At 71.2% G+C, this 18074-nt stretch carries 15 protein-coding genes and 1 pseudogene; 12 read left to right on the top strand and 4 right to left on the bottom strand.

The window, feature by feature from the left end; genetic code table 11:
• Positions 1-2 precede the first annotated feature (2 nt).
• Positions 3-917 carry a phosphatase domain-containing protein gene (locus FEF34_RS04085; RefSeq protein ID WP_138051899.1) on the top strand — a complete coding sequence of 305 codons (915 nt, stop codon included), beginning with the start codon at positions 3-5 and terminating at the stop codon, positions 915-917.
• On the opposite strand, the pseudogene FEF34_RS04080 reads toward FEF34_RS04085, so the two are convergent.
• Positions 915-1331 (bottom strand): annotated as a pseudogene (locus tag FEF34_RS04080) (YihY/virulence factor BrkB family protein); the annotation flags it as partial. The gene FEF34_RS04085 and the pseudogene FEF34_RS04080 sit on opposite strands and share 3 nt — an antisense overlap.
• Positions 1332-1585: 254 nt before the next feature.
• Between FEF34_RS04080 and FEF34_RS04075 the strand changes: the two are divergent.
• From FEF34_RS04075 to FEF34_RS04065, 3 genes are all read left to right on the top strand, one after another.
• The gene (locus tag FEF34_RS04075; RefSeq protein ID WP_138051898.1) at positions 1586-1813 is read left to right on the top strand and encodes a DUF5133 domain-containing protein; all 228 of its coding nucleotides are present in this window, start codon (positions 1586-1588) and stop codon (positions 1811-1813) included.
• A gap of 161 nt (positions 1814-1974) precedes the next feature.
• The gene (locus tag FEF34_RS04070) at positions 1975-2979 is read left to right on the top strand and encodes a helix-turn-helix transcriptional regulator (protein ID WP_138051897.1); all 1005 of its coding nucleotides are present in this window, start codon (positions 1975-1977) and stop codon (positions 2977-2979) included.
• 480 nt (positions 2980-3459) lie between these two features.
• Positions 3460-4104: a ScbR family autoregulator-binding transcription factor gene (locus FEF34_RS04065; RefSeq protein ID WP_138051896.1), complete on the top strand. Its 645-nt coding sequence runs from the start codon at positions 3460-3462 to the stop codon at positions 4102-4104.
• A 142-nt stretch (positions 4105-4246) separates the two neighbouring features.
• On the opposite strand, the gene FEF34_RS04060 is transcribed toward FEF34_RS04065, so the two are convergent.
• Positions 4247-5410, bottom strand: coding sequence for an IS701 family transposase (locus tag FEF34_RS04060; protein WP_138051846.1), 1164 nt, complete (start codon positions 5408-5410; stop codon positions 4247-4249).
• A 538-nt stretch (positions 5411-5948) separates the two neighbouring features.
• On the opposite strand from FEF34_RS04060, the gene FEF34_RS41955 reads away from it, so the two are divergent.
• Complete coding sequence (locus tag FEF34_RS41955; protein ID WP_199800637.1) at positions 5949-7436, top strand: FAD-binding oxidoreductase; 1488 nt, start codon at positions 5949-5951, stop codon at positions 7434-7436.
• A 51-nt stretch (positions 7437-7487) separates the two neighbouring features.
• The gene (locus FEF34_RS04050; RefSeq protein ID WP_138051895.1) at positions 7488-8717 is read left to right on the top strand and encodes an acyl-CoA dehydrogenase family protein; all 1230 of its coding nucleotides are present in this window, start codon (positions 7488-7490) and stop codon (positions 8715-8717) included.
• A gap of 56 nt (positions 8718-8773) precedes the next feature.
• Here FEF34_RS04050 and FEF34_RS04045 read toward each other — a convergent pair whose 3' ends face one another.
• Complete coding sequence (locus FEF34_RS04045) at positions 8774-9772, bottom strand: NAD-dependent epimerase/dehydratase family protein (protein ID WP_171052807.1); 999 nt, start codon at positions 9770-9772, stop codon at positions 8774-8776.
• Between the two features lie 101 nt (positions 9773-9873).
• Here FEF34_RS04045 and FEF34_RS04040 point away from each other — a divergent pair, with 101 nt between their 5' ends.
• Positions 9874-10638: an SDR family NAD(P)-dependent oxidoreductase gene (locus tag FEF34_RS04040; protein WP_138051893.1), complete on the top strand. Its 765-nt coding sequence runs from the start codon at positions 9874-9876 to the stop codon at positions 10636-10638.
• Between the two features lie 408 nt (positions 10639-11046).
• On the opposite strand, the gene FEF34_RS04035 is transcribed toward FEF34_RS04040, so the two are convergent.
• Positions 11047-11919, bottom strand: coding sequence for a ScbA/BarX family gamma-butyrolactone biosynthesis protein (locus FEF34_RS04035; protein ID WP_171052806.1), 873 nt, complete (start codon positions 11917-11919; stop codon positions 11047-11049).
• Between the two features lie 597 nt (positions 11920-12516).
• Between FEF34_RS04035 and FEF34_RS04030 the strand changes: the two genes are divergently transcribed.
• The 5 genes from FEF34_RS04030 (at position 12517) to FEF34_RS04010 (ending at position 17674) form a co-directional block, all read left to right on the top strand.
• Complete coding sequence (locus tag FEF34_RS04030) at positions 12517-14103, top strand: class I adenylate-forming enzyme family protein (RefSeq protein WP_171052805.1); 1587 nt, start codon at positions 12517-12519, stop codon at positions 14101-14103.
• On the top strand, positions 14100-14567 hold the full coding sequence (locus tag FEF34_RS04025) for a hypothetical protein (RefSeq protein ID WP_138051890.1): 468 nt from the start codon (positions 14100-14102) through the stop codon (positions 14565-14567). The genes FEF34_RS04030 and FEF34_RS04025 overlap by 4 nt, the downstream gene beginning before the upstream one ends.
• A 106-nt stretch (positions 14568-14673) precedes the next feature.
• A complete protein-coding gene (locus FEF34_RS04020; RefSeq protein WP_138051889.1) occupies positions 14674-14976 on the top strand; it encodes a LysR family transcriptional regulator in 303 nt (100 codons plus the stop codon).
• Positions 14977-15266: 290 nt separating this feature from the next.
• The gene (locus FEF34_RS04015; protein WP_138051888.1) at positions 15267-16802 is read left to right on the top strand and encodes an FAD/NAD(P)-binding protein; all 1536 of its coding nucleotides are present in this window, start codon (positions 15267-15269) and stop codon (positions 16800-16802) included.
• A gap of 59 nt (positions 16803-16861) precedes the next feature.
• Positions 16862-17674, top strand: a complete 813-nt coding sequence (locus FEF34_RS04010) for a class II aldolase/adducin family protein (RefSeq protein WP_138051887.1) — start codon at positions 16862-16864, stop codon at positions 17672-17674.
• Positions 17675-18074 lie beyond the last annotated feature (400 nt).

Genomic DNA, 18074 nt, shown 5'->3' with positions numbered 1-18074 from the left:
AAGTGCCCGTAGTACACGTCATGACCGGCCTGCCGGCCTCGGGCAAGACCACCGCCGCCCGCGAACTGCAGGCCGGTGCCGAGGGCAGGATGCGCCGCGTCAACCTCGACGACCTGCGGCGGATGCTCGACGTGCCGGCACCCGAGCGCGGCCGGTCGCACGCCCACGAGCAGACCGTTCTGGCGATCCAGGACGCCGCGGTGCGGGCGGCCGTGGAGGGCGGCTTCGACGTCGTCGTGGACAACACCCACCTCACGCCCCACATCCCGAAGCGGTTGAAGGCGGCGGTCGCCGGGCAGGCGACCTTCGTCGTGCACGACTTCACCGGTGTACCCGTGGAGGAGTGCGTCCGGCGCGACGCCGGACGGGAGCGTGCGGTGGGCGAGGAGATCATCCGGATCCTCGCCGAGAAGCACGTCAAGGCCACCAGGGGCGGTTGGCGGCTGACGGCGGAGTGGCTGAACGACGAGCCCGCGGTCGAGCCGTACGCCGCCGACCCCGCGCTGCCGGCGGCGGTGATGTGCGACATCGACGGCACCCTCGCCCTCCGGGGCGACCGGGGGCCCTACGACTTCACCCGCTGCGAGGAGGACTTCCTCAACGTGGCGGTGCGCGACGCCCTCGGCTCCTTCCGCCGTGCCGACGGCGATGTGATCGTGCTGCTCTCGGGCCGCGGTGAGGAGCACAGGGAGCGGACGGAGGCATGGCTGGAGCGGCACGACGTGCCCTACGACGAGCTGTGGATGCGCGCGGCGGGCGACCACCGGCGCGACGACGTCGTCAAGGCCGAACTCTTCGACCGCCACGTCCGCAGCCGTTTCGCGGTACGCGTCTCGCTCGACGACCGCGACCGTGTCGTGGCCGTCTGGCGGCGTATGGGCCTGCCGACCTGGCAGGTCAACTACGGCAGCTTCTAGGGCGGTGATCCACAGCCACACCAGGAAGATGATGACGCCGGCGAGGGTCCCGTAGATCCTGTTGCAGGAGCCGAGTCGGGACGCGTACAGCGCGAACCCGCCCGAGGCCGCCAGCCGGATGAGCACGGCGAGGGCGCTGCCCCAGGTGACCCACTTGAAGCCGTGGCCGCGGGCGTTCGGCGCCGCCCGGTAGAGGAGCGCGATCATCAGCGTGACCAGGACGACGAGCACCGGCCACTTGGCGATCGACCACACCGTGACCGTGGTCCCCCCGATGCCGAGCGCCTCGCCGGTCCTGCGGGCCAGACCGCCCGTGAACACGACGATCGCGCCGCTGACCACGCCGAGCACCATCAGGACGACCGTGAGCCCCAGTCGCAGCGGGGCGATCTTCCACAACGGCCGACCCTCGGGCGCGGCCTCCGCGGGGACGGGCCGCCCCACCGGGGCGTCCCCGTCCGTGCCCCGGGTGACACGGGCAGCGACGACCGTACGGTCGGCGGGCAGCGGTTGTACGGTAAAGGGAACCGCTTGCCGCGTGCAGCCGGTGACCGCGGAGGCCACTGGTCGAGCCCGCTTTCGGCACGCCGTTCAGGGCGCAGGACGCGGCAGGTACCAACCGCGGCACCCCGGGTGGTGGTCCTCCGGCCGAAGCGAGGCGACTTTCGATGTTGATGGCACACCCTGCGGTCCTGGACAACCTCGTGGAACAGTACGAGACGCTCCGGCTCCTGCACGCCGAGAACGGCAGCGAGCCCGTCCGCCGCCGCATGGAGGACGTGGCGTACACCCTGTGCGTGTCCACGGGAACGAGCGACGTCGACGCGGCACTGATCGCCGCGCGCTTCCATCTCCCGGGCGCGCGCCCGGAGGACGACTCGGTGCTCTCCACCTGACCGCATCCGGCGAAGGGCCACCGGCCCAGTCGTCCAACGGCCCCGGATCGCCCGGCACGGGGCGTCGGCGTAACGTCGAAAGCGAGGGCGTACGGGCTCGCCTCTCCGTCTGCCGCGGCCGAGGCGGGGGAGGGCAGCCCGGTGAAGTGAGGCGAAACGCGATGAGTGCCAGCAGTCGTGACGACGTGGTCCGCAGTGTCTTCTCCACGACCGATGCGGAACGGGGCAGGGCGTATCTGGCCTCCGCCTACGGCGCGGACATCCGAATGGGAGTGCCGACGCCGTCCTTCCGCGCGCCGTTCCGGCACGAGCGGCGTGCGACGCCCGAACTGGCCCTGGACGCGGTGCGCGTTCCGGCGGAGGCCCGCTACTTCCTGGAACCCGCGCGGCACCTGCTGATGACGCAACTCCTCTCCGGGCGCCAGGATGTCGACTGCGCCGGCACCGACACCAGATGGCTGCCGGGGGACGTGATGCCCGCCGGCCGGCCCGACGTTCCCCACCGCACGCACGCCGACCACGTCGAGGCACGCACCGCGCGGATGGAGCCGGAACTGCTGCGCGACGTCGCGGGCCTGGGTGAGGAGGAGCCGCGCGAGCCGATGCGGATGCCACGGTCCCAGGTGCCCGCGCCGGCCGAGCAGGCTGCGGTCTGGCAGGCCGCGACGCGCCGGGCGTGGGATCTGCTCGGCGAGGACAGCGCCGCCGGTACCCCGCTCTCGCGCGACGCGGCGGCCCGCATGGTCGCGGCGGTGGCCCTGTCGATGTTCCCGAACAGCTACACCGAGCACGACCCACTGGCCTCCGGCACCGGCAACGTCGGTGAGGCGACGGTGGACCGGGCGGCACAGTACATCCACGACCACGCCGACCGTCCGATCACGCTCACGGACCTGGCCGCCGCGGCGGGAGTCTCCGCCAGGACCCTCCACGACGGCTTCCGCCACTTCCACGACACGACCCCCATGGGCTACCTGCGCCGGGTGCGCCTGGAGCGCGCGCACCGCGAACTCCGGGCGGCGGAGCCGGGGGAGGGCGAATCGGTCGAGACCGTCGCCGCACGCTGGGGCTGGGGCGACCCGGGTACCTTCTCCGCCGCGTACGGACGGGTCTACGGGACGGCCCCTTCGCAGGCGCCGACGGCCGCGGGGCTCCTGCACGACTGACGCGAATGGACGCCTGCCGTGGGGGCGGGGCAGGCGTCTCCACCCCTCGAGGACGGAGTCCCGGGGACGTGGTGGGAACGGTGCTGCGGGCATCGGACTCGGAACGCATGCGGCCGGGCGCTTTGCCGTGAAATGCGGTCGCCCCGGGCCGCCGCCCGGTAGTCAGTCTGGTCAGGCGAACCGGAATCCCCATGCGACCGCGGGGACGCCGATGGGACGGTCGGGAGAGTGTGCTGTTCGCGAAGAAATTGTGACGGTGTGTGGTTGTGACGTGATCGCCATCGCCTTGTGCGGGGCGGATTCACCCGGCGAAACGGCCGTAGGTCAGCGGTTGCACGGATCGAGGAATGTCCACCTTCGCTCGACTGGCCCCAAGGTGGTAGCACGCAGTAAGATACGTGCCTGCGGGTTTGTTTTTGGCCTCCTGGAAACAGCACGGTCCGCCGGAACCAGGCGGCGGCAGGCAAGAGGGGAGTCCGTATGGCGCAGCAGGAGCGTGCGGTCAGGACGAGGCAGGCGATTCTCGAGGCCGCAGGCGCGGTCTTCGCGGAGCGGGGATACGGATCGACGAGGATCTCCGACGTCTACCAGCGAGCAGGGATGACGAAGGGGGCCTTCTACTTCCACTTCAGTTCGAAGGAGCAGCTGGCCCAGGAAGTCCTGGACACGCAGATGGTGAGTCAGACCGGTCATCTGCCGGGGTACGCACGTGAGGTGAAGCTGCAGGAGGCGGTGGACTCGGCTCTGCTGGTCGCCCACCGGCTCCACTTCGACAGCCTGCTGCAGGGCAGCATCCGGCTCTCCATCGACCAGGGCAGCGACCTGGACCGCCGGCCGCCGTACCAGGCCTGGGTCGACTTCCAGACCGAGGTGCTCGGCGAGGCGAAGGAGCGCGGCGAGCTGCTGCCGGACGTGGATGTGAGGATGTACGGCGAACTCCTCGTCGGTGTCTTCTCCGGCGTCCAGATCATGTCCGGAGTGATGACGGGGTGGGACGACCTGGAGGAGCGCATCGCGAACCTGTACTCGATCCTGATGCCCTTGATCGCCACGCCGGAGACTCTCGCGGAACTGGACATCTCCCCGGACCTCGGCCGGCGTCTGATGGCGGAGCGCGAGGCCTAGTACTGCAACCGCATGTGTGGGTCGTGGCCTCGGCGTTGGTAGTGGCAGCGGCGGGCTCGGGCTTGGCTACGGCGTCGGAAGTGTGACCAGCGCAGACGATGCTCGTTGGTGTGGCGTTGGGGTGTGATGACGACGTGCCCGATCATCCGGCGGATCTCCGGGACGCTGAGGGGTATGAGGCCTCGCTCGTCGTCTGGGCTGCCCCTTTTGCGGCTTCTGTGGCGCGGATGGCGGTCAGGTAGGCGAGGGCGGCCATCGCGAGGGTGATGTGCCGGTACCAGGCCCGGTAGAGACGGACCTGGTAGTGGTCCAGGCCGCATTCTCCCTTGGCGGTCTGGAAGCATTCCTCTACCTGCCATCGCGCTCCGGCGGTCCTGACCAGGTCTTTCAGCCGCGAGGTGACGGGCCCGTAGCAGACGTAGTAGGCGATCTCGGTGGGGTCGCTGATGTTGCGGCGGGCCAGGACCCAGTGCCCGAAACCGTCCACCCACTGGGCCCGGATCGCGATCCGGGCCCAGTCGTGGAATCGCTGGCCGTGCGCGCCCGCACCGGCGGAGATCCGCTTCCATGCCTGCCGGGGCAGGCGGGTGATCAGCGCACGGACCTCGGCGTCGGTGCCGTCGGCGGTGGTCACTGTGTCATTGACTTTGGTGGCCAGCACGTAGGCGACGTGCCGTTCCTCCAGCCAGGCCCGCAGGTGCTTGACCTGGCCGTATGCCTCATCTGCGGTGACCCAGGCGAAGGGGACGCGTGCGTCGATCGCGCGTTGCAGCATCCACTTGAAGTGCTCGATCTTCGTGGCGAACGGGACCTCGTCACCGATCCCGGCCGCCCGGCACCGCTCGCGGTCGTCCGTCCAGGAGACCGGGATGTACAGCTCGCGGTCGATCAAGGCCCGGCCCGCGGCGGAGGCATAGGCCAGGAACGTGCCGATCTGGCAGTTCTCCGTGCGTCCGGCCGTGCCGGAGTACTGCCGCTGGACTCCGGCTGACTTGACGCCCTTCTTCAAAAACCCGGTGTCGTCCCCGATCAGGACCGCATCCTTCGCTCCGATCGTCTCGACGACGAAGTCACGGATGTCGTCACGGACCGCGTGCTCGTCCCAGTCGGCGAAGTTCAGCAGTCTCTGGAAACCGTCCGGCCGACGCTGGCCGGCCTGCTCCGCCAGCGTCCACCCGTTCTTCTTCTCCAGCGGCGAGAGCAAGGTGGACAGGTAGTCCAGCGCCCGCTCACGCGGCTCCGACCTGCCAAAACGTCCTGCGAACCGGGCATGGAGACCAGCTATCCCGTCGGACCAGTCCTCGATCTGCGCGACCGTCAGCGATTCATCACACAGTCAGCCCAACGACCAACACGACACTCCGTCACGCCACATGCGGTTGCAGTACTAGTGCCGCGTCAGGCAGGACGTGCCCGTGTCGGGGAGCGGCGTCCGGTGCACGGGGTCTCCCCGGGCCCTCCGGTCGAGGGGGTGGGGTCTCCCCAGGCCCTCCGGGCCGAGGGGAAGATCGCAGGGCGCCGGATCGACCTCGCAGTGGGCCTGATCGGTTGATTCGGCAACGCCGCGAGTCGCCGTCCCGGGCGCCGCGACGGGGCGAACCCCGCCCGACGCGGTTCCGGTCCCCACACCGGCGGCCGGTGCGCGAAGTGCGCAGAGGACGTGCGCGACCACGCCAGACCGGGGCCTCTCCGCCGTCTAGAGTCGGCGACGGCGCGGGACCTCGGTGCGGAGCGAGAGCGCACCGTCCGGGTGGGCCCGCCGCGGCCGGATGCCCCGTTCACGCGGAGAGCTGCCGGCCCCGGAAGGCTTCAAACCACCGACGAAGGTGCCCCGAGGTGCTCCCATGACTGTCCTGCGCACCGAAGAGACCGAGCGCGAAGCGCCGTCCGCACGCCGCCTCGGGCCGGACCTGCAGATCGCGGCGGAGGTGGTCGGAGCCGACCGGGTCACCCCGCTGCCGGCGGGGCTCGGGCCGAACGTGAGCCGATACCGCTCCCGCGCGGTCGCCGGTGTCGTCCGGCCGCGTACGGCCGAAGAGGTCCGCCGCCTCGTCGAACTGTTCGCCGACGACGACCTGGCGCCGCTGCATGCCTTCAGTACCGGCGGCAACTGGGGCCTGGGCTCGCGCGAGCCGGCGCGGGACGGAGCCGTGGCAGTGGACCTCGCCGGACTCGACCGGATCCGCGCCCTCGACACAGCCGGGGGCTGGGCCGTGCTCGAGCCCGGAGTGACCCAGGCCTCTCTCGCCGAACGGCTCGCGGGTACCGGGCGGATGCTCAACCTCACGGCCTCGTCCGCTCACACCAGCGTCGTGGGCAACGCCCTCGACCGCGGCGTCGGTCTGCGGCGTCAGCGGGTCGACGATCTGGCAGGACTGGAAGTGGCCCTGCCCAGTGGAGAGTTGATACGGGTGGGCTGGTGGCCCGTCCCGCACATGACCACCCCCGTGTACGCCCATGGGCTCGGCCCCTCGCTGCTGCCGCTGTTCGTCCAGTCGAACCTCGCAGTGGTGACCGCTGCGGCCGTACGTCTGCTTCCCCGCCCCGAAGCCCTGCGGGTCGTCCGGCTCGACTTCCGGCCCGAGGTGCTCGGGCAGGTCGCGGCCGAGATCCGCAGCTGGGTGAGCCAGGGGCTGGCCAGGGGTGTGGTGAAGATGTACAACGAGGCGGCGGCGCGGGCGTACGGCAGTCCCCCCGGGCTCCATCTGGCGCACGTGTGCGTCGACGGAAGCCGGCGGGCGGTCGACGCGCTGACCCGCATCGTCACGGAGGAGGCCGCCGGCTCCGGCCTCTTCCAGGACGTCTCCTCGACCGACGCCACCGATCCCGACAGCCCGCGCCACGAGGTCGCCCGGCTCGTCGAGCGGGCCTACGCCGGCGAACCCGACGCCGCCGACGTCCTGTTCGAGGCCAAGACGGGGGCTTCGGCGGCCCGCCTCGATCAGGACGGCGGATTCCTCTTCTTCCTGCCCCTGGTGCCCTTCACCGGCCCCGCCCTCGCCCGGGCAGACGAGCTGCTCGCCCAGGTGCGGGCCGAGACCGGGATCCGCTGCGGATCCACCGCCAACGCCCTCGACGCCGATGTCGTCGACTGCGTCATCACGATCAGGTTCGACCGCGACGACGGTGCGGCGGTCGAGCGAGCCCATCGGGCGCACGACCGGCTCCACGAGTTGTTCGCCGCGGACGGCTTCACCCCCTACCGGCTCGGGATCGAAGACGCCGACCGGGCCGACCGGCCGGCCCCCGACCCCGAGGCGCGGGCCTTCGCCCGGCGCCTGAAGGAGCTGGTCGACCCGCACTGTGCCATCGCGCCCGGCCGCTACGCCTGACCCGTTGCGCACCACCGCCCGTGCCCGTGCTCACGCTGGGAGAGTCCCGAAATGAGTCTGCCTCACATCCCGGACGTCCCCGATGTCCAGAACGCCGCGACCGGACGGGTGGTGGACCCCCTCACCGCAGAGGAGATCCTGGTGCGGGCGAAGCAGGCCGCACCGAGGCTCCGCGAGCGAGCCGAAGAGATCGAGCGGATACGCCGGCTGCCTTCTGACGTCGTGGAGATGCTGCGTACGACCGGCGTGTTCCGGATGGCCCTGCCCAGGTCCCGGGGAGGGCCCGAACTCGACGCGGTCCAGCAGACCGAGGTGATAGAGGCACTGGCGCACGGGGACGCCTCGGCCGCCTGGTGCGCCATGATCGGTATGGACACCCCCATCTACGCCGGATACCTCGACGAGGACGTCGCCCGCGGCCTGTTCACCGACCCCGACGCCATCACCGCGGGCGCCATCATGCCGATGGGACGGGCCGAGCGGGTACCCGGTGGCTTCCGGGTCAGCGGCCACTGGCACTTCGGCAGCGGCATCACCCACAGCACCTGGGTCGTGGGCGGTGTCCTGGTGACCCGTGACGGCGAGCCCGAGCCGGGTCCGCGCGGCACCTCCGAGCACTGGCGGATCGTCGTGGCACCCGTGACGGCCTTCGAGATCATGGACACCTGGCACAGCACCGGACTGGCCGGCAGCGGCAGCCACGACTACCGGGCCGAGAACCTCTTCGTCCCCGAGGAGCACACATTCAGCTTCGCCGAACAGCGGCCCGGCGGTGTGGCCCCGGGTCCCGACGCGGTTCTGCGCAACATGCCCGGTGTGCCGCTCGGGGTGGCGCGGGCCGCCCTGGACCATGTGCGCGAACTGGTGCCCACCCGCCGGGACCGGCCGACGGGGACACCGTGGTCGGAGAGCTACCGCGTCCACATGACCGTCGCCGAGGCCGAGATGGATCTCTCGGCCGCGCGGTACGCCGTATACGGGAGCTTGCGCGACCAGGGAAGGATCCTGCGGCACGGCGGCACCGCGACCCCGGACCAGCGGGCCGCGACGGTCCTCGCCCGCGTGGGCGCGTTCCGGACCGCCCGGTCCGTCGTGGCCCGGCTCTTCGACCTGATGGCCACCGCCGCCGTCTACCGGCCGTCACCCCTGGACCGCTGGCTGCGCGACCTCAACACCATGTGCCAGCACGTCATCGCGCAGGACCAGGTCGTCCAGTCCGTGGGTGCCCAGCTGCTCGGTGGCACCCCGCACAACCCTTACAGCGTCGGTATCGTCGGGTGAGCCGGTGCGCGGGCCACCGGGCCGAGGGCACCGGCGCACCGGCGACGGTGGGGGTTTCACGGTCCGGCGAGCCCACCACCCGGGCCGGCAGCCCGGCGCGGCGACAGGCCGGCCGACGCCCGGTACCAGGGCACGCTCTCGGCGAAGTCCGCGGCGAATTCCAGGGCAGGGCCGGTGCCGAGGAGATTCCACAGGTGGGAGCTGTCGTACCAGTGATCGACCGTGAGCAGGGACAGCCTTCGCCGCCACGTCGCGTCGCGTGCCGCGCCGAGCTGCTCGGCCGCCTGCGCCCGTGTCAGCTCACCCTGCGGAAGCGGCAGGTCGAGGGCGGCCGCGGTCGCCTCGATCAGAGCGCGCACCCGCACCGGCTCGGGTCGGCTCGCATGCAGCACCTCGCCGACCGGCAGGGAATCCCGCACTGCGAGCGCCGCTATCACCCGGGCCAGGTCGGCCACCCCGATCACCGATACGCGCGCCAGCCCGCCCGCCACCCAGTGCGGCACCACCCTGATGAACTCGGCGAGCGCGGGCACCACCCAGGTGTCACCGCTCCCGTAGACGAGGTGGGGCCGCAGCACGAGCCCACCGGAGGCCAGTACGCGCTCCTCGCCCGCCAGCCGCGTCACACTGGTCGCCGTCGTCGGTCCGACCGTCAACTCGCCTTCTCGTGCGCAGAGATGGCGACCGTCCCGGTACACGGCGGTGGTCCCCAGCTGAATCACCCGCCGGACCCCGGCCCGCTCGGCTTCCGCGAGCAGCGCCGCCGTACCCCCGTCGTTGACCTCCGTACAGGTCCGAAGCGTGCCGCCGATCTTCGAGGCCAGATGCAGCACGGTGTCCACCCCGTCGCAGATGCCGCGCAGGGAGTCGGGCCGGTCCAGACTCCCGGTACGGACCTCGGTCCGGACGCCGGGGCCGAGCCGGGGCCGTCTTCGATGGGCGAGCAGTCGGATCGCCGGCGAGGAGCCCGTCGCGTCGCCGGTCGAGAGGAGGGCGGCGACGCGGGAGCCGACGAATCCCGTCGCTCCGGTTATGAGTATGCGTCTGCGAGTCATTCCTGCCTGCCTTTCCTGCGCTATACCGGCCAGGGCCCGGGAACCTGCTCCTGCATTCCGGCGCGACATGCCGGAGGTGGAAATTCTGGTAGCGTTCCGACATGGCAAGAGATGGAATTCTGGCAGGCAAGAACACGCTTATCACCGGTGCCAGCAGCGGAATCGGTGCTGCGGCCGCCAAGGTCTTCTGCAAGGAGGGGGCGACCGTCACGCTGGTGGCCCGGCGCGAGGACAAGCTCGCCGCGCTCGTCGCTGAACTCCGTGAGCAGGGGCATGAGGCCGACTACGCGGTTGCCGACGTTGCGTGCGACGTCGAAGTGGCCGCGGCCGTGCAGCACGTGGTGCGACGCTTCGGAAGACTTGATGTCGCTTTCAATAATGCCGGTGCCGGCGCCGCGCAAATTCCGATGCACCGCATGTCGGAAGAAATCTACGACATGATTATGGACACCAATGTGAGAGGTGTCTGGAACTGTATGCGTCATGAGATCTCCGCAATGCTTGAGCATGGTGGATCCATCGTGAACACCAGCAGTACGGCGGGCCTTGTCGCCACCCCTGTCGCAGCGCCCTATATCGCCTCCAAACATGCCGTACTCGGTTTGACGAAAGCCGCCGCGGCCGAATACGCCGCGCAGGGCATCCGGGTCAACGCAATCACTCCGGGAACAACGCACAGTGAGATGATCGACGGCTGGATCGCAAGCGACCCCGAGGCCGAGGGCCGGCTGCTGCGGACGGCGCTGCTGCCCAGGATCGCCGAGGCCGAGGAGATCGCCGAAGCCGCGGCCTGGCTCGGCAGCGACCGTTCGTCGTTCGTGGTGGGCGCCACGGTGCCGGTGGACGGCGGCTGGACGGTCCGCTGAAACGACTCCGCACCCGCCGGACGTCCCTGACGATGCATCCCGGACAGGGATGCATCGTCAGGCGTGCGGTGGTGAGAGCGAGCAGCCCGTTCCGTCGGGGGCGATGGCGACGGCTCGCGCATTGCGCCGGCGGGCCGGGTCGCTCGATGTCGCGGTGGTGCAGGGTGGTCGAGCGGGGGACGCCGAACGGGGTGGGGCCCGTTGCGGGCGGTCGACCGGGCTCGTGCCGGTGGTGAGCCGATGCGCTGGACCTCGGGAACGGTGTGGTCGGGAGGTGCGATCGAGCGAGTGGAAGTGCTGCGATGCGTCGGACCGGCACGGCGGCAGCGGTCCGGAACCGGAGGAGTTCGGATGCGGCGGGAAGGTGCGGCATCGGTCTCGAGGGGGACTCCGGTCTGGCGCAGCCTGTCAGAGCGGGGTTGCCTGGTGGAACTGTACGGCGAAGGCGGGCTGTTGAGCCTGCTCGCCGGTGACGCGGAGGGACGGTGAGCCGTCCGGTCCTGTGGCGAGGTCCGCCTGTATCCAGCAGGGGGAGTCGAACTCCACGTACCGGGTGCAGGTCACTTCGCAGGACGACGCCGTGAACGGCCGTCCGCCGAAGAGGGGATACCCGGCCTGCAGGGCCGCTTCGAGCAGCACCATCGCGGGCACGTGGTTGTTGCTGTGGTCGAAGAGGAGCTCGTTGGCGGTGTCGGCCCGTAGCTGCCACCGTCCGGGTCGCTTGTCCGGTGAGAGTGCGACGTCGCACTCCCTGGTGCGGCGGACGGCGGCGGGTTCCACCGGTTCGGGCAGCGTGATGTCCGTGGGCGGCCACTCGATGTCGTGCCGTTCGCCGCGAAGCCGTCGGTACGCGCCGGGTGAGACGATGCCGTAGCGGGTGGATCCCTTGCCGACGACCCGGCCGTCGATCCGGATCGCCATCTGCAGGGAGACCTCCGCGGGGATCCTTCCCCGCGTGCGCATCTCACTGACGTGTACATCGAGTTCGAGATCCGTGGGTGCGTGCGCCTTCTCCAGGAACCGCGGATCGAAGTGCTGGCTGATCTCCCAGACCACGAACTGATGGCCGAGCGGCACGCCGAGCTCCGCGTGCGACGTCAGCAGGCCGGCCTGGCGGACCGTTTCGATGACGAGCGAAGGGGTGTAGCGCCCGTCCCGCAGGTACAGCGGGTGCGTGGCCGGCCAGCGCACGGAGACGGTGAAGTGTTCGTCCGTGTGCCGGGTGATGCCGGTCGGTAGAACATCGCGCGGATAGGTCCGGTGGACGAGCTTCCTGGCCACGGCCTCGACCGTGCGGTGAGTGGCGGGCTCGGGTGTGATGGCCGGAAGAAGCGCCTGGTGTCTCCCCCCATGGGAACCTCTGGGCCTTGCCGTTGCGGTGCTCGGAGTCATTGCTCTTCCTTCTCTGCTGCTGTGAAGGTGCATGACGGGTTGGCTGGTCCCACCCCCGTGCCCCGTAAGATACGTGCATGCGGGTTTGTTTTTCAATGGCCGGGAGCGGTTCCGTGTGAATCGGGTGGGCTGTCGCCTCCCGGGATGTACAGAGGTGCAGGTGAGGCGCGAGTCGCCGCCCCGGCGCCGAGCACCGGAGGGCGCGCGGGGCGGCGACCGCTCCACCGGGCGCGGCGACCAGACCGGCGACTCGGTGGCGTGCGCCGGGATCCCGCCTCATGGGGTCGGCCGGCCCCGGCCGGTCAGGTGGTCGATCCTGCGGCGCACCGACGGACTCCGGAACCCCTACCTGACACACGGTGGCGAACTTGCCGCTGTCTCGAATCGCTCTTTCCGATGGCAGTTGCATACCCGCATGCCGGTTTGTTTTTCTTCTCCTGGCTCCGCGGGGCCCGCAGCTTCCGTGTCCAGGAGTGGAGAAGCCAGATGATCAAACTTGACGACATCCGTCGGCACGCCGCCGACCGCCCGGACAGGTCCGCCGTCGTGGACGGCGAGAACCGGCTGTCCTGGGCTCGGTTCGCCGACGTCGTGGACCGGTTCACCGCGGGGCTGGCGGCTCTGCTGCCCCAGGGCCGCCCGGTCCGTGCCGCGTTCCTCGCGGACACCGGATGGGAGCTCGCGGTCGCGATGGCGGCCTGCCGTACCCTCGGGGTCTCCTGTACGGGGCTCGACCCGGCCCAGCACCCCGACGCCCTGACGCACGCGCTGCGAGAGATCGACCCCGTCGTGGTTCTCGTCGCCGAGGAGTACCGGACTCTGCTCGGATCGTGCTCCTGGCCCGCCGGCGAGCGGGCGCTGCGCGTCCTGCTGGACGGCGTCGAGGCGGCCGAACCGGGCGAGAGCCCGTTCGCCGACCTCCTCGCGGCCCGGCCGCTGCGGGAACTGCCCGCGCCGCCGGACCAGGAGTCGTTCATCGTGGTTCCCCGTGGCGCGGTGCCAAGGGTCGCGGTCCGGCCGGCCGGTGCCGAGGATCGGGAACTCATCGACCATGTCGAGGAGTTCGGATTCGACGCGAGCGACGTCCAGCTGACGTCCGCTCCGCTGTGGCAACCGCTGGCGCAGAGCATGACCCGGACGCTGCTGACCGTGGGCGCCACGGTCGTTCTCGACCGGGCCGGGATCCCCGAGCGGCTCTGCGCGCTGCTCGAGGGCGAGGGGGTCACCACCGCGGTGATCGCACCGGCGGTCCTCACCCGGCTGCTCGCGCACCCGGCCTCCGCCGGGCACGCCCGATCCGGCCCGCTCCGCTGCGTGGTCGCCTCCGGCCGGGACCTGGGTCGCTGGGTGGTCAACTCGGCATGGGAGCGGCTCGGTCCGGTGCTGCACCTCGCGTACGCGCCGCCCGAGACCGGACTTGCGGCGGTCATGGGGCCGGACGAGTCCCTGGTGGCCCGGATGCGATCGGGCCGGGCGGCACTCGGCAGCACCCTTGTGGTCCTCGACCGGAAGGGCCGGCCGGTGGCGGCGGGAACGCCAGGCCGGGTCGCGGTCGCGGGCCATCGGCTGATGGACCGCTATCTCGACGGCGAGCGGCCCTTCGCCATGGTCGACACCGGCCGGGGTGCGCAGCGGTTCTTCGTGACGGAGGACCGCGGCGTGCTGGACGGCCACGGGCTGCTGACGCTGACGGGGCGCGGCGGTGGGGCGCCCCGGCCGCCGCGTGACAGCGCCGTCGACGCGGCGCTGTTCCGGCTCGAGTCCGATCTGCTCAACCTGCCCTGCCTGCGGGACACCGCAGTCCTGCGGGTCGATCTACCCGCGCTCGGCGACTCGCTCGTCGTGCCCTTCACCGCGGTGGCCGTCGGCCGCGAGACCACCGGCTACCGCGCTCTGAGCGAGGCCTGTGCCCGCAGGGTGCCGTCGATCCCGGCGCACGTCATCGCCGTCGACACCATTCCCTACAGCCCCACCGGCCGGATCAGGACGGCGGAGCTGCTCGAGGCGGTCGTCCCGATCATCACCCTGAAACTGCAGCTCGAGCAGTCGGAGCACCAGGAGATTTCCGCATGAGTGACACCTACGGTCGCGAACCGTTCGACGTGGACGACTTCGCGTACGACGACTACGCGTACGAGGCCGACGCGTACGACGGCCATGCCTACGAGGCCGACGCCGCCGACCTGTTCGACACCGTCGGCGCCCGTGGTCTCGACGACGGCTTCTTCGCTCTGGAACTGGATCTGCTCGAACTGCCCTGCATCCAGGAGTCCGCGATCGTCTGCACCGATCTGCCCGAGGTGGGCGAGGCGGTACTCGCGGTGTACGTCCCGCTCTCACCCGAACTGGAGATCGCCGGGCGCCGGGCCGTGCTCGCCGCCTGTGAGCGCCGCCTGCCCGGGCTGTTCTCGCACGCGGTCGCCCAGGACGGCATACCACGCTCCGCCGAGGGTGCGGTGCGTGAGGACCTGCTGCTCGACCAGGTGCTGCCGCAGGTCGCGCGCGACCTGATGTCGCCGGCCGCGATGTCCGACTGAACCGGGCGGCATCCGGTGAGTCGTCTCGCGGCACTGGAAAAATACATCCATGCTGGTATGTTATTTGGAGTGGGGGCGGTTCGTGGCCGCAGGAAGGGGCTGTGACGTGCAGATCCAGCAGTTGCGCGCGTTCCGCGAGGTGGCGAGGGAACTGAGCTTCACCCGCGCTGCGAGGAACCTCCACTACGCGCAGTCGAGCGTCACCGCCCAGATCAAGAGCCTTGAAGAGGCCATGGGCGCAGTGCTGTTCGACCGCAGCCGACGCCAACTCGCCCTCACCGAAGCCGGTCTGCGGCTCCTGCCGCACGCCGAGCGCATCATCGAGATCACCGAGGCCGCCCACCGCGACGTGGCACGTGCGAAGGAAGCCGGCTGCCCGCGGCCGGCTGCGCGACGCATCCCGGCCTGAGCGCACGGGGCGCACGGCACCGAGGCACCTCCGGCACCGTGCCCGGCCCCCGGCACGGCCGGCCCGCCAGGGTGCCGGTCGTGCCCGCTCGCCGCCGTGCCGGCGCGGATCAGGCCGCGCGTGATTCGGCAAATGCCGGTGCGCGGCACGGCAACTGCGCGGTCGCGCCGGTTCGTAGAGTCACGGTCGTCGGACCGTGTCCGTGAGACCTGGACACCCGTGTTCCCCGAGGCGCCGCTCTGCGTGGTCGCACCAGAGCCGCCGCCCGCATACTGATTGGTGACTGACAGATGTCCCGTGGAATTTCGATCGGCGTCGTCGGGGGCGGTGCCGCCGCTGTCTGCCTGATCGACGCACTGGCCCGGAGTACGGGCGAGCCCGGCCGTCTCACCGTCTTCGAGCCCTCACCGCACCTGTGGCGCGGCCGGGCCTACCAGGTGGACACCGAGATCCTGCGGGTCAACTCGACCCCGGACGACATGTCCGTACGGGCGGGAGACCCCGGCCACTTCGCGCGCTGGCTGAAGGCCCGGGACCGTATCACCGGGATCGCCCAGGGCGTCGACCGGCTGTCCGGCGCCCGCTTCCCGCCGCGGACCGTCTACGGCGAGTACCTGGAGCAGTCCGCCCACGAGGCCCTGCGCGGTCTGCGCCGCGACGGCTGGCGGGTGGACATCATCGGCGGAGCGGTCACCGCCGCCGACCGGCTGTCCGGCCATGTGCTGCTGCACACCCGCCGGGGTCGCGCCCGTGCCTTCGACTACGTCGTCCTGAACGTAGGCGGCGACGGTCCCAAGGACATGTACGGGCTCAGCGGGGCCCCCGGTTTCATCGCCGACCCGTACCCGGTCGCCGGCAAGCTTCGGGACATCGATGACCACGACGAGGTAGCCGTCATCGGCTCCGGCCTGACCGCCGTCGACGTGGTGCTCGCGCTCGCCGCCCAGGGGCACCGGGGCCGGATCAGCCTGCTCTCCCGGCGCGGTGTGCTGCCAGGCGTCCGGCAGCGGCCCGCCTCCTTCTCGTTGCGCCACCTCGTCCCGGAGCGGGTGGCCGAACTGGCCCTCAGCGGCGACGGCGTGAGCATCGAGAGCCTCGCCACCGTGCTGCGTGCCGAGTTCCGGGACGCCGGGGCCGACCTTGACACGGTGGTCCACGACATGCTCCGGGTGGACCTCGAGGAGCCGGTGGACCGGCTGCGCCGCCAGATCGACGAGGTCGACTCGCCCAACATGGGCCTGCGCATCCTCCAGCGCGCCGTACCGGAGACCGGCCCCGACATCTGGCCGCTGCTGCGCGAGGAGCAGAAGGTGCGACTCCTGCGAGCCCACTACCGCACCATCATGAGCATGTGCTGCCCCATGCCGCCCAGCAGCGCGTCGGTCCTCCTCGACCTCGTCCGGTCAGACCAGTTGGAGATGTTCTCCGGACTGCAGGACATCACCCCGGCCGCGGACGCCGGCTTCGACGTCATCGCGGCCGACGGCACACGGTTCCACGCCGACCGGGTCGTCAACGCCGTCAACGCCTCCGAGGGCCGCATCCCGCGCGACGCCCAGCCTCTCGTGACCTCCCTGATCCGGACGCGCGCCGCCAGCCGCCATCCGCACGGAGGTGTCCAACTCGCCCGCGCCACCAGTCGGCTGACCCGCAACGGTCGCCCCGACCCGCGCCTCTACGGCCTCGGCAACATCGCCGCCGGAGCGCTGTTCTTCACCTTCGGCATCCCCTCCCTGGTCGACCGCAGCCAGGACATCGTGGCCGCGATCCGCGAGCACGCCGGGACCGTGGGCCATGCCCGAGGCGGCGCCGAAGCCGCCGCCTGAGCCCGGTCCCGACGGCCCGCACCGCCGCACCGCCCGCCCCGAAAGGAGTGCCACGCGCCATGAGACCCCCAGCCCCCCAGCCCCGCCCGCCCTTTCTCGCGGACACCGCCACCGGACTGCCGATCCCCGGCGAGCCGGACCCCTCCGGACCGGACGAGGCCCGCAGGCACCGCAAGCAGCGGCTCGCCGCCGCGCTGCGCCTCTTCGGCAGGCACGGCTTCGGCGAAGGCATCTCCGGCCACATATCGGTGCGCGACCCCGAGTACCCGGACCGCTTCTGGGTCAACCCGTTCGGCGTCTCCTTCCGCCGGGTGAGAGTCGCCGACCTGATCTGCGTCGATGCCGCGGGGCGCGTGGTCGCCGGCAGCCACCAGGTCAATCCGAGTGCCTTCGTGATCCACTCCCAGATCCATGAACTCCTGCCGGGTGCCGAGGCCGCCGCCCACGGCCACACCCCGCACGCCCGTGCCCTGGGCGCCCTCGGCAGACTCCTCGACCCCATCGACCAGGAGTCCGCCGCTTTCTACGGTCGGCAGGTGCTCTACGGCGACTACCAGGGCCCGTCCGTCTCCGTCGAGCAGGGCCGGGACATCGCCGAGAGCCTCGGCGGCAACCGCGCGATCCTGCTGCGCCACCACGGGCTGATCACGGTGGGGGGCTCCCTGGAGGAGGCGGTGCACTGGTTCCTCACCTACGAAAGCTGCGCCCAGGTGCAGTTGCTCGCCCGGGCGGCGGGTACCCCGCAGACCTTCTCCCATGAGCAGGCCGTCTCTGCGGGCGCGGGTTTCGGCGACGAGCAGCTGGGGCGGTTCAGTTTTCAGCTGCTCTGGGACGAGATCACCGCCGAGCAGCCCGACCTGCTCCACGAATAGCCCCTGACGGCCTCGGCACCCCGCGCCGGCTGCCCCGGCCCGGGCCCTCCCGCACCCGGCCCCCCTAGTGCCGCATCGGGCGACGTTCGCCCCGTCGCGGCGCCCGGCACGGCGACTCGCGGCGTTGCCGGATCAACCGAGTAGGCCCACTACGAGGTCGATCCGGGGCCTTGCGATCTTCCCCTCGGCCCGGGAGGGCCTGGGGAGACCCCACCCCCTCGGCCCGGAGGACCCGGGAAGACCCCACCGGCCGGAGGGCCCGGGGAGACCCCACCGGCCGGAGGGCCCGGGGAGACCCCGTGCACCGGACGCCGCTCCTTGACGGGCAAACCTCACCTGACGCGGGAGGGCGTGTTGCGAAAGTAGCGTCGTCCGCCCCCGCCCAGACGGGACCTTCGCG

Origin of the sequence: Streptomyces marianii (genome assembly GCF_005795905.1) — a bacterium.
Taxonomy (GTDB): Bacteria; Actinomycetota; Actinomycetes; order Streptomycetales; family Streptomycetaceae; genus Streptomyces; species Streptomyces marianii.
This window is presented reverse-complemented; position numbering and strand designations above follow the sequence as displayed.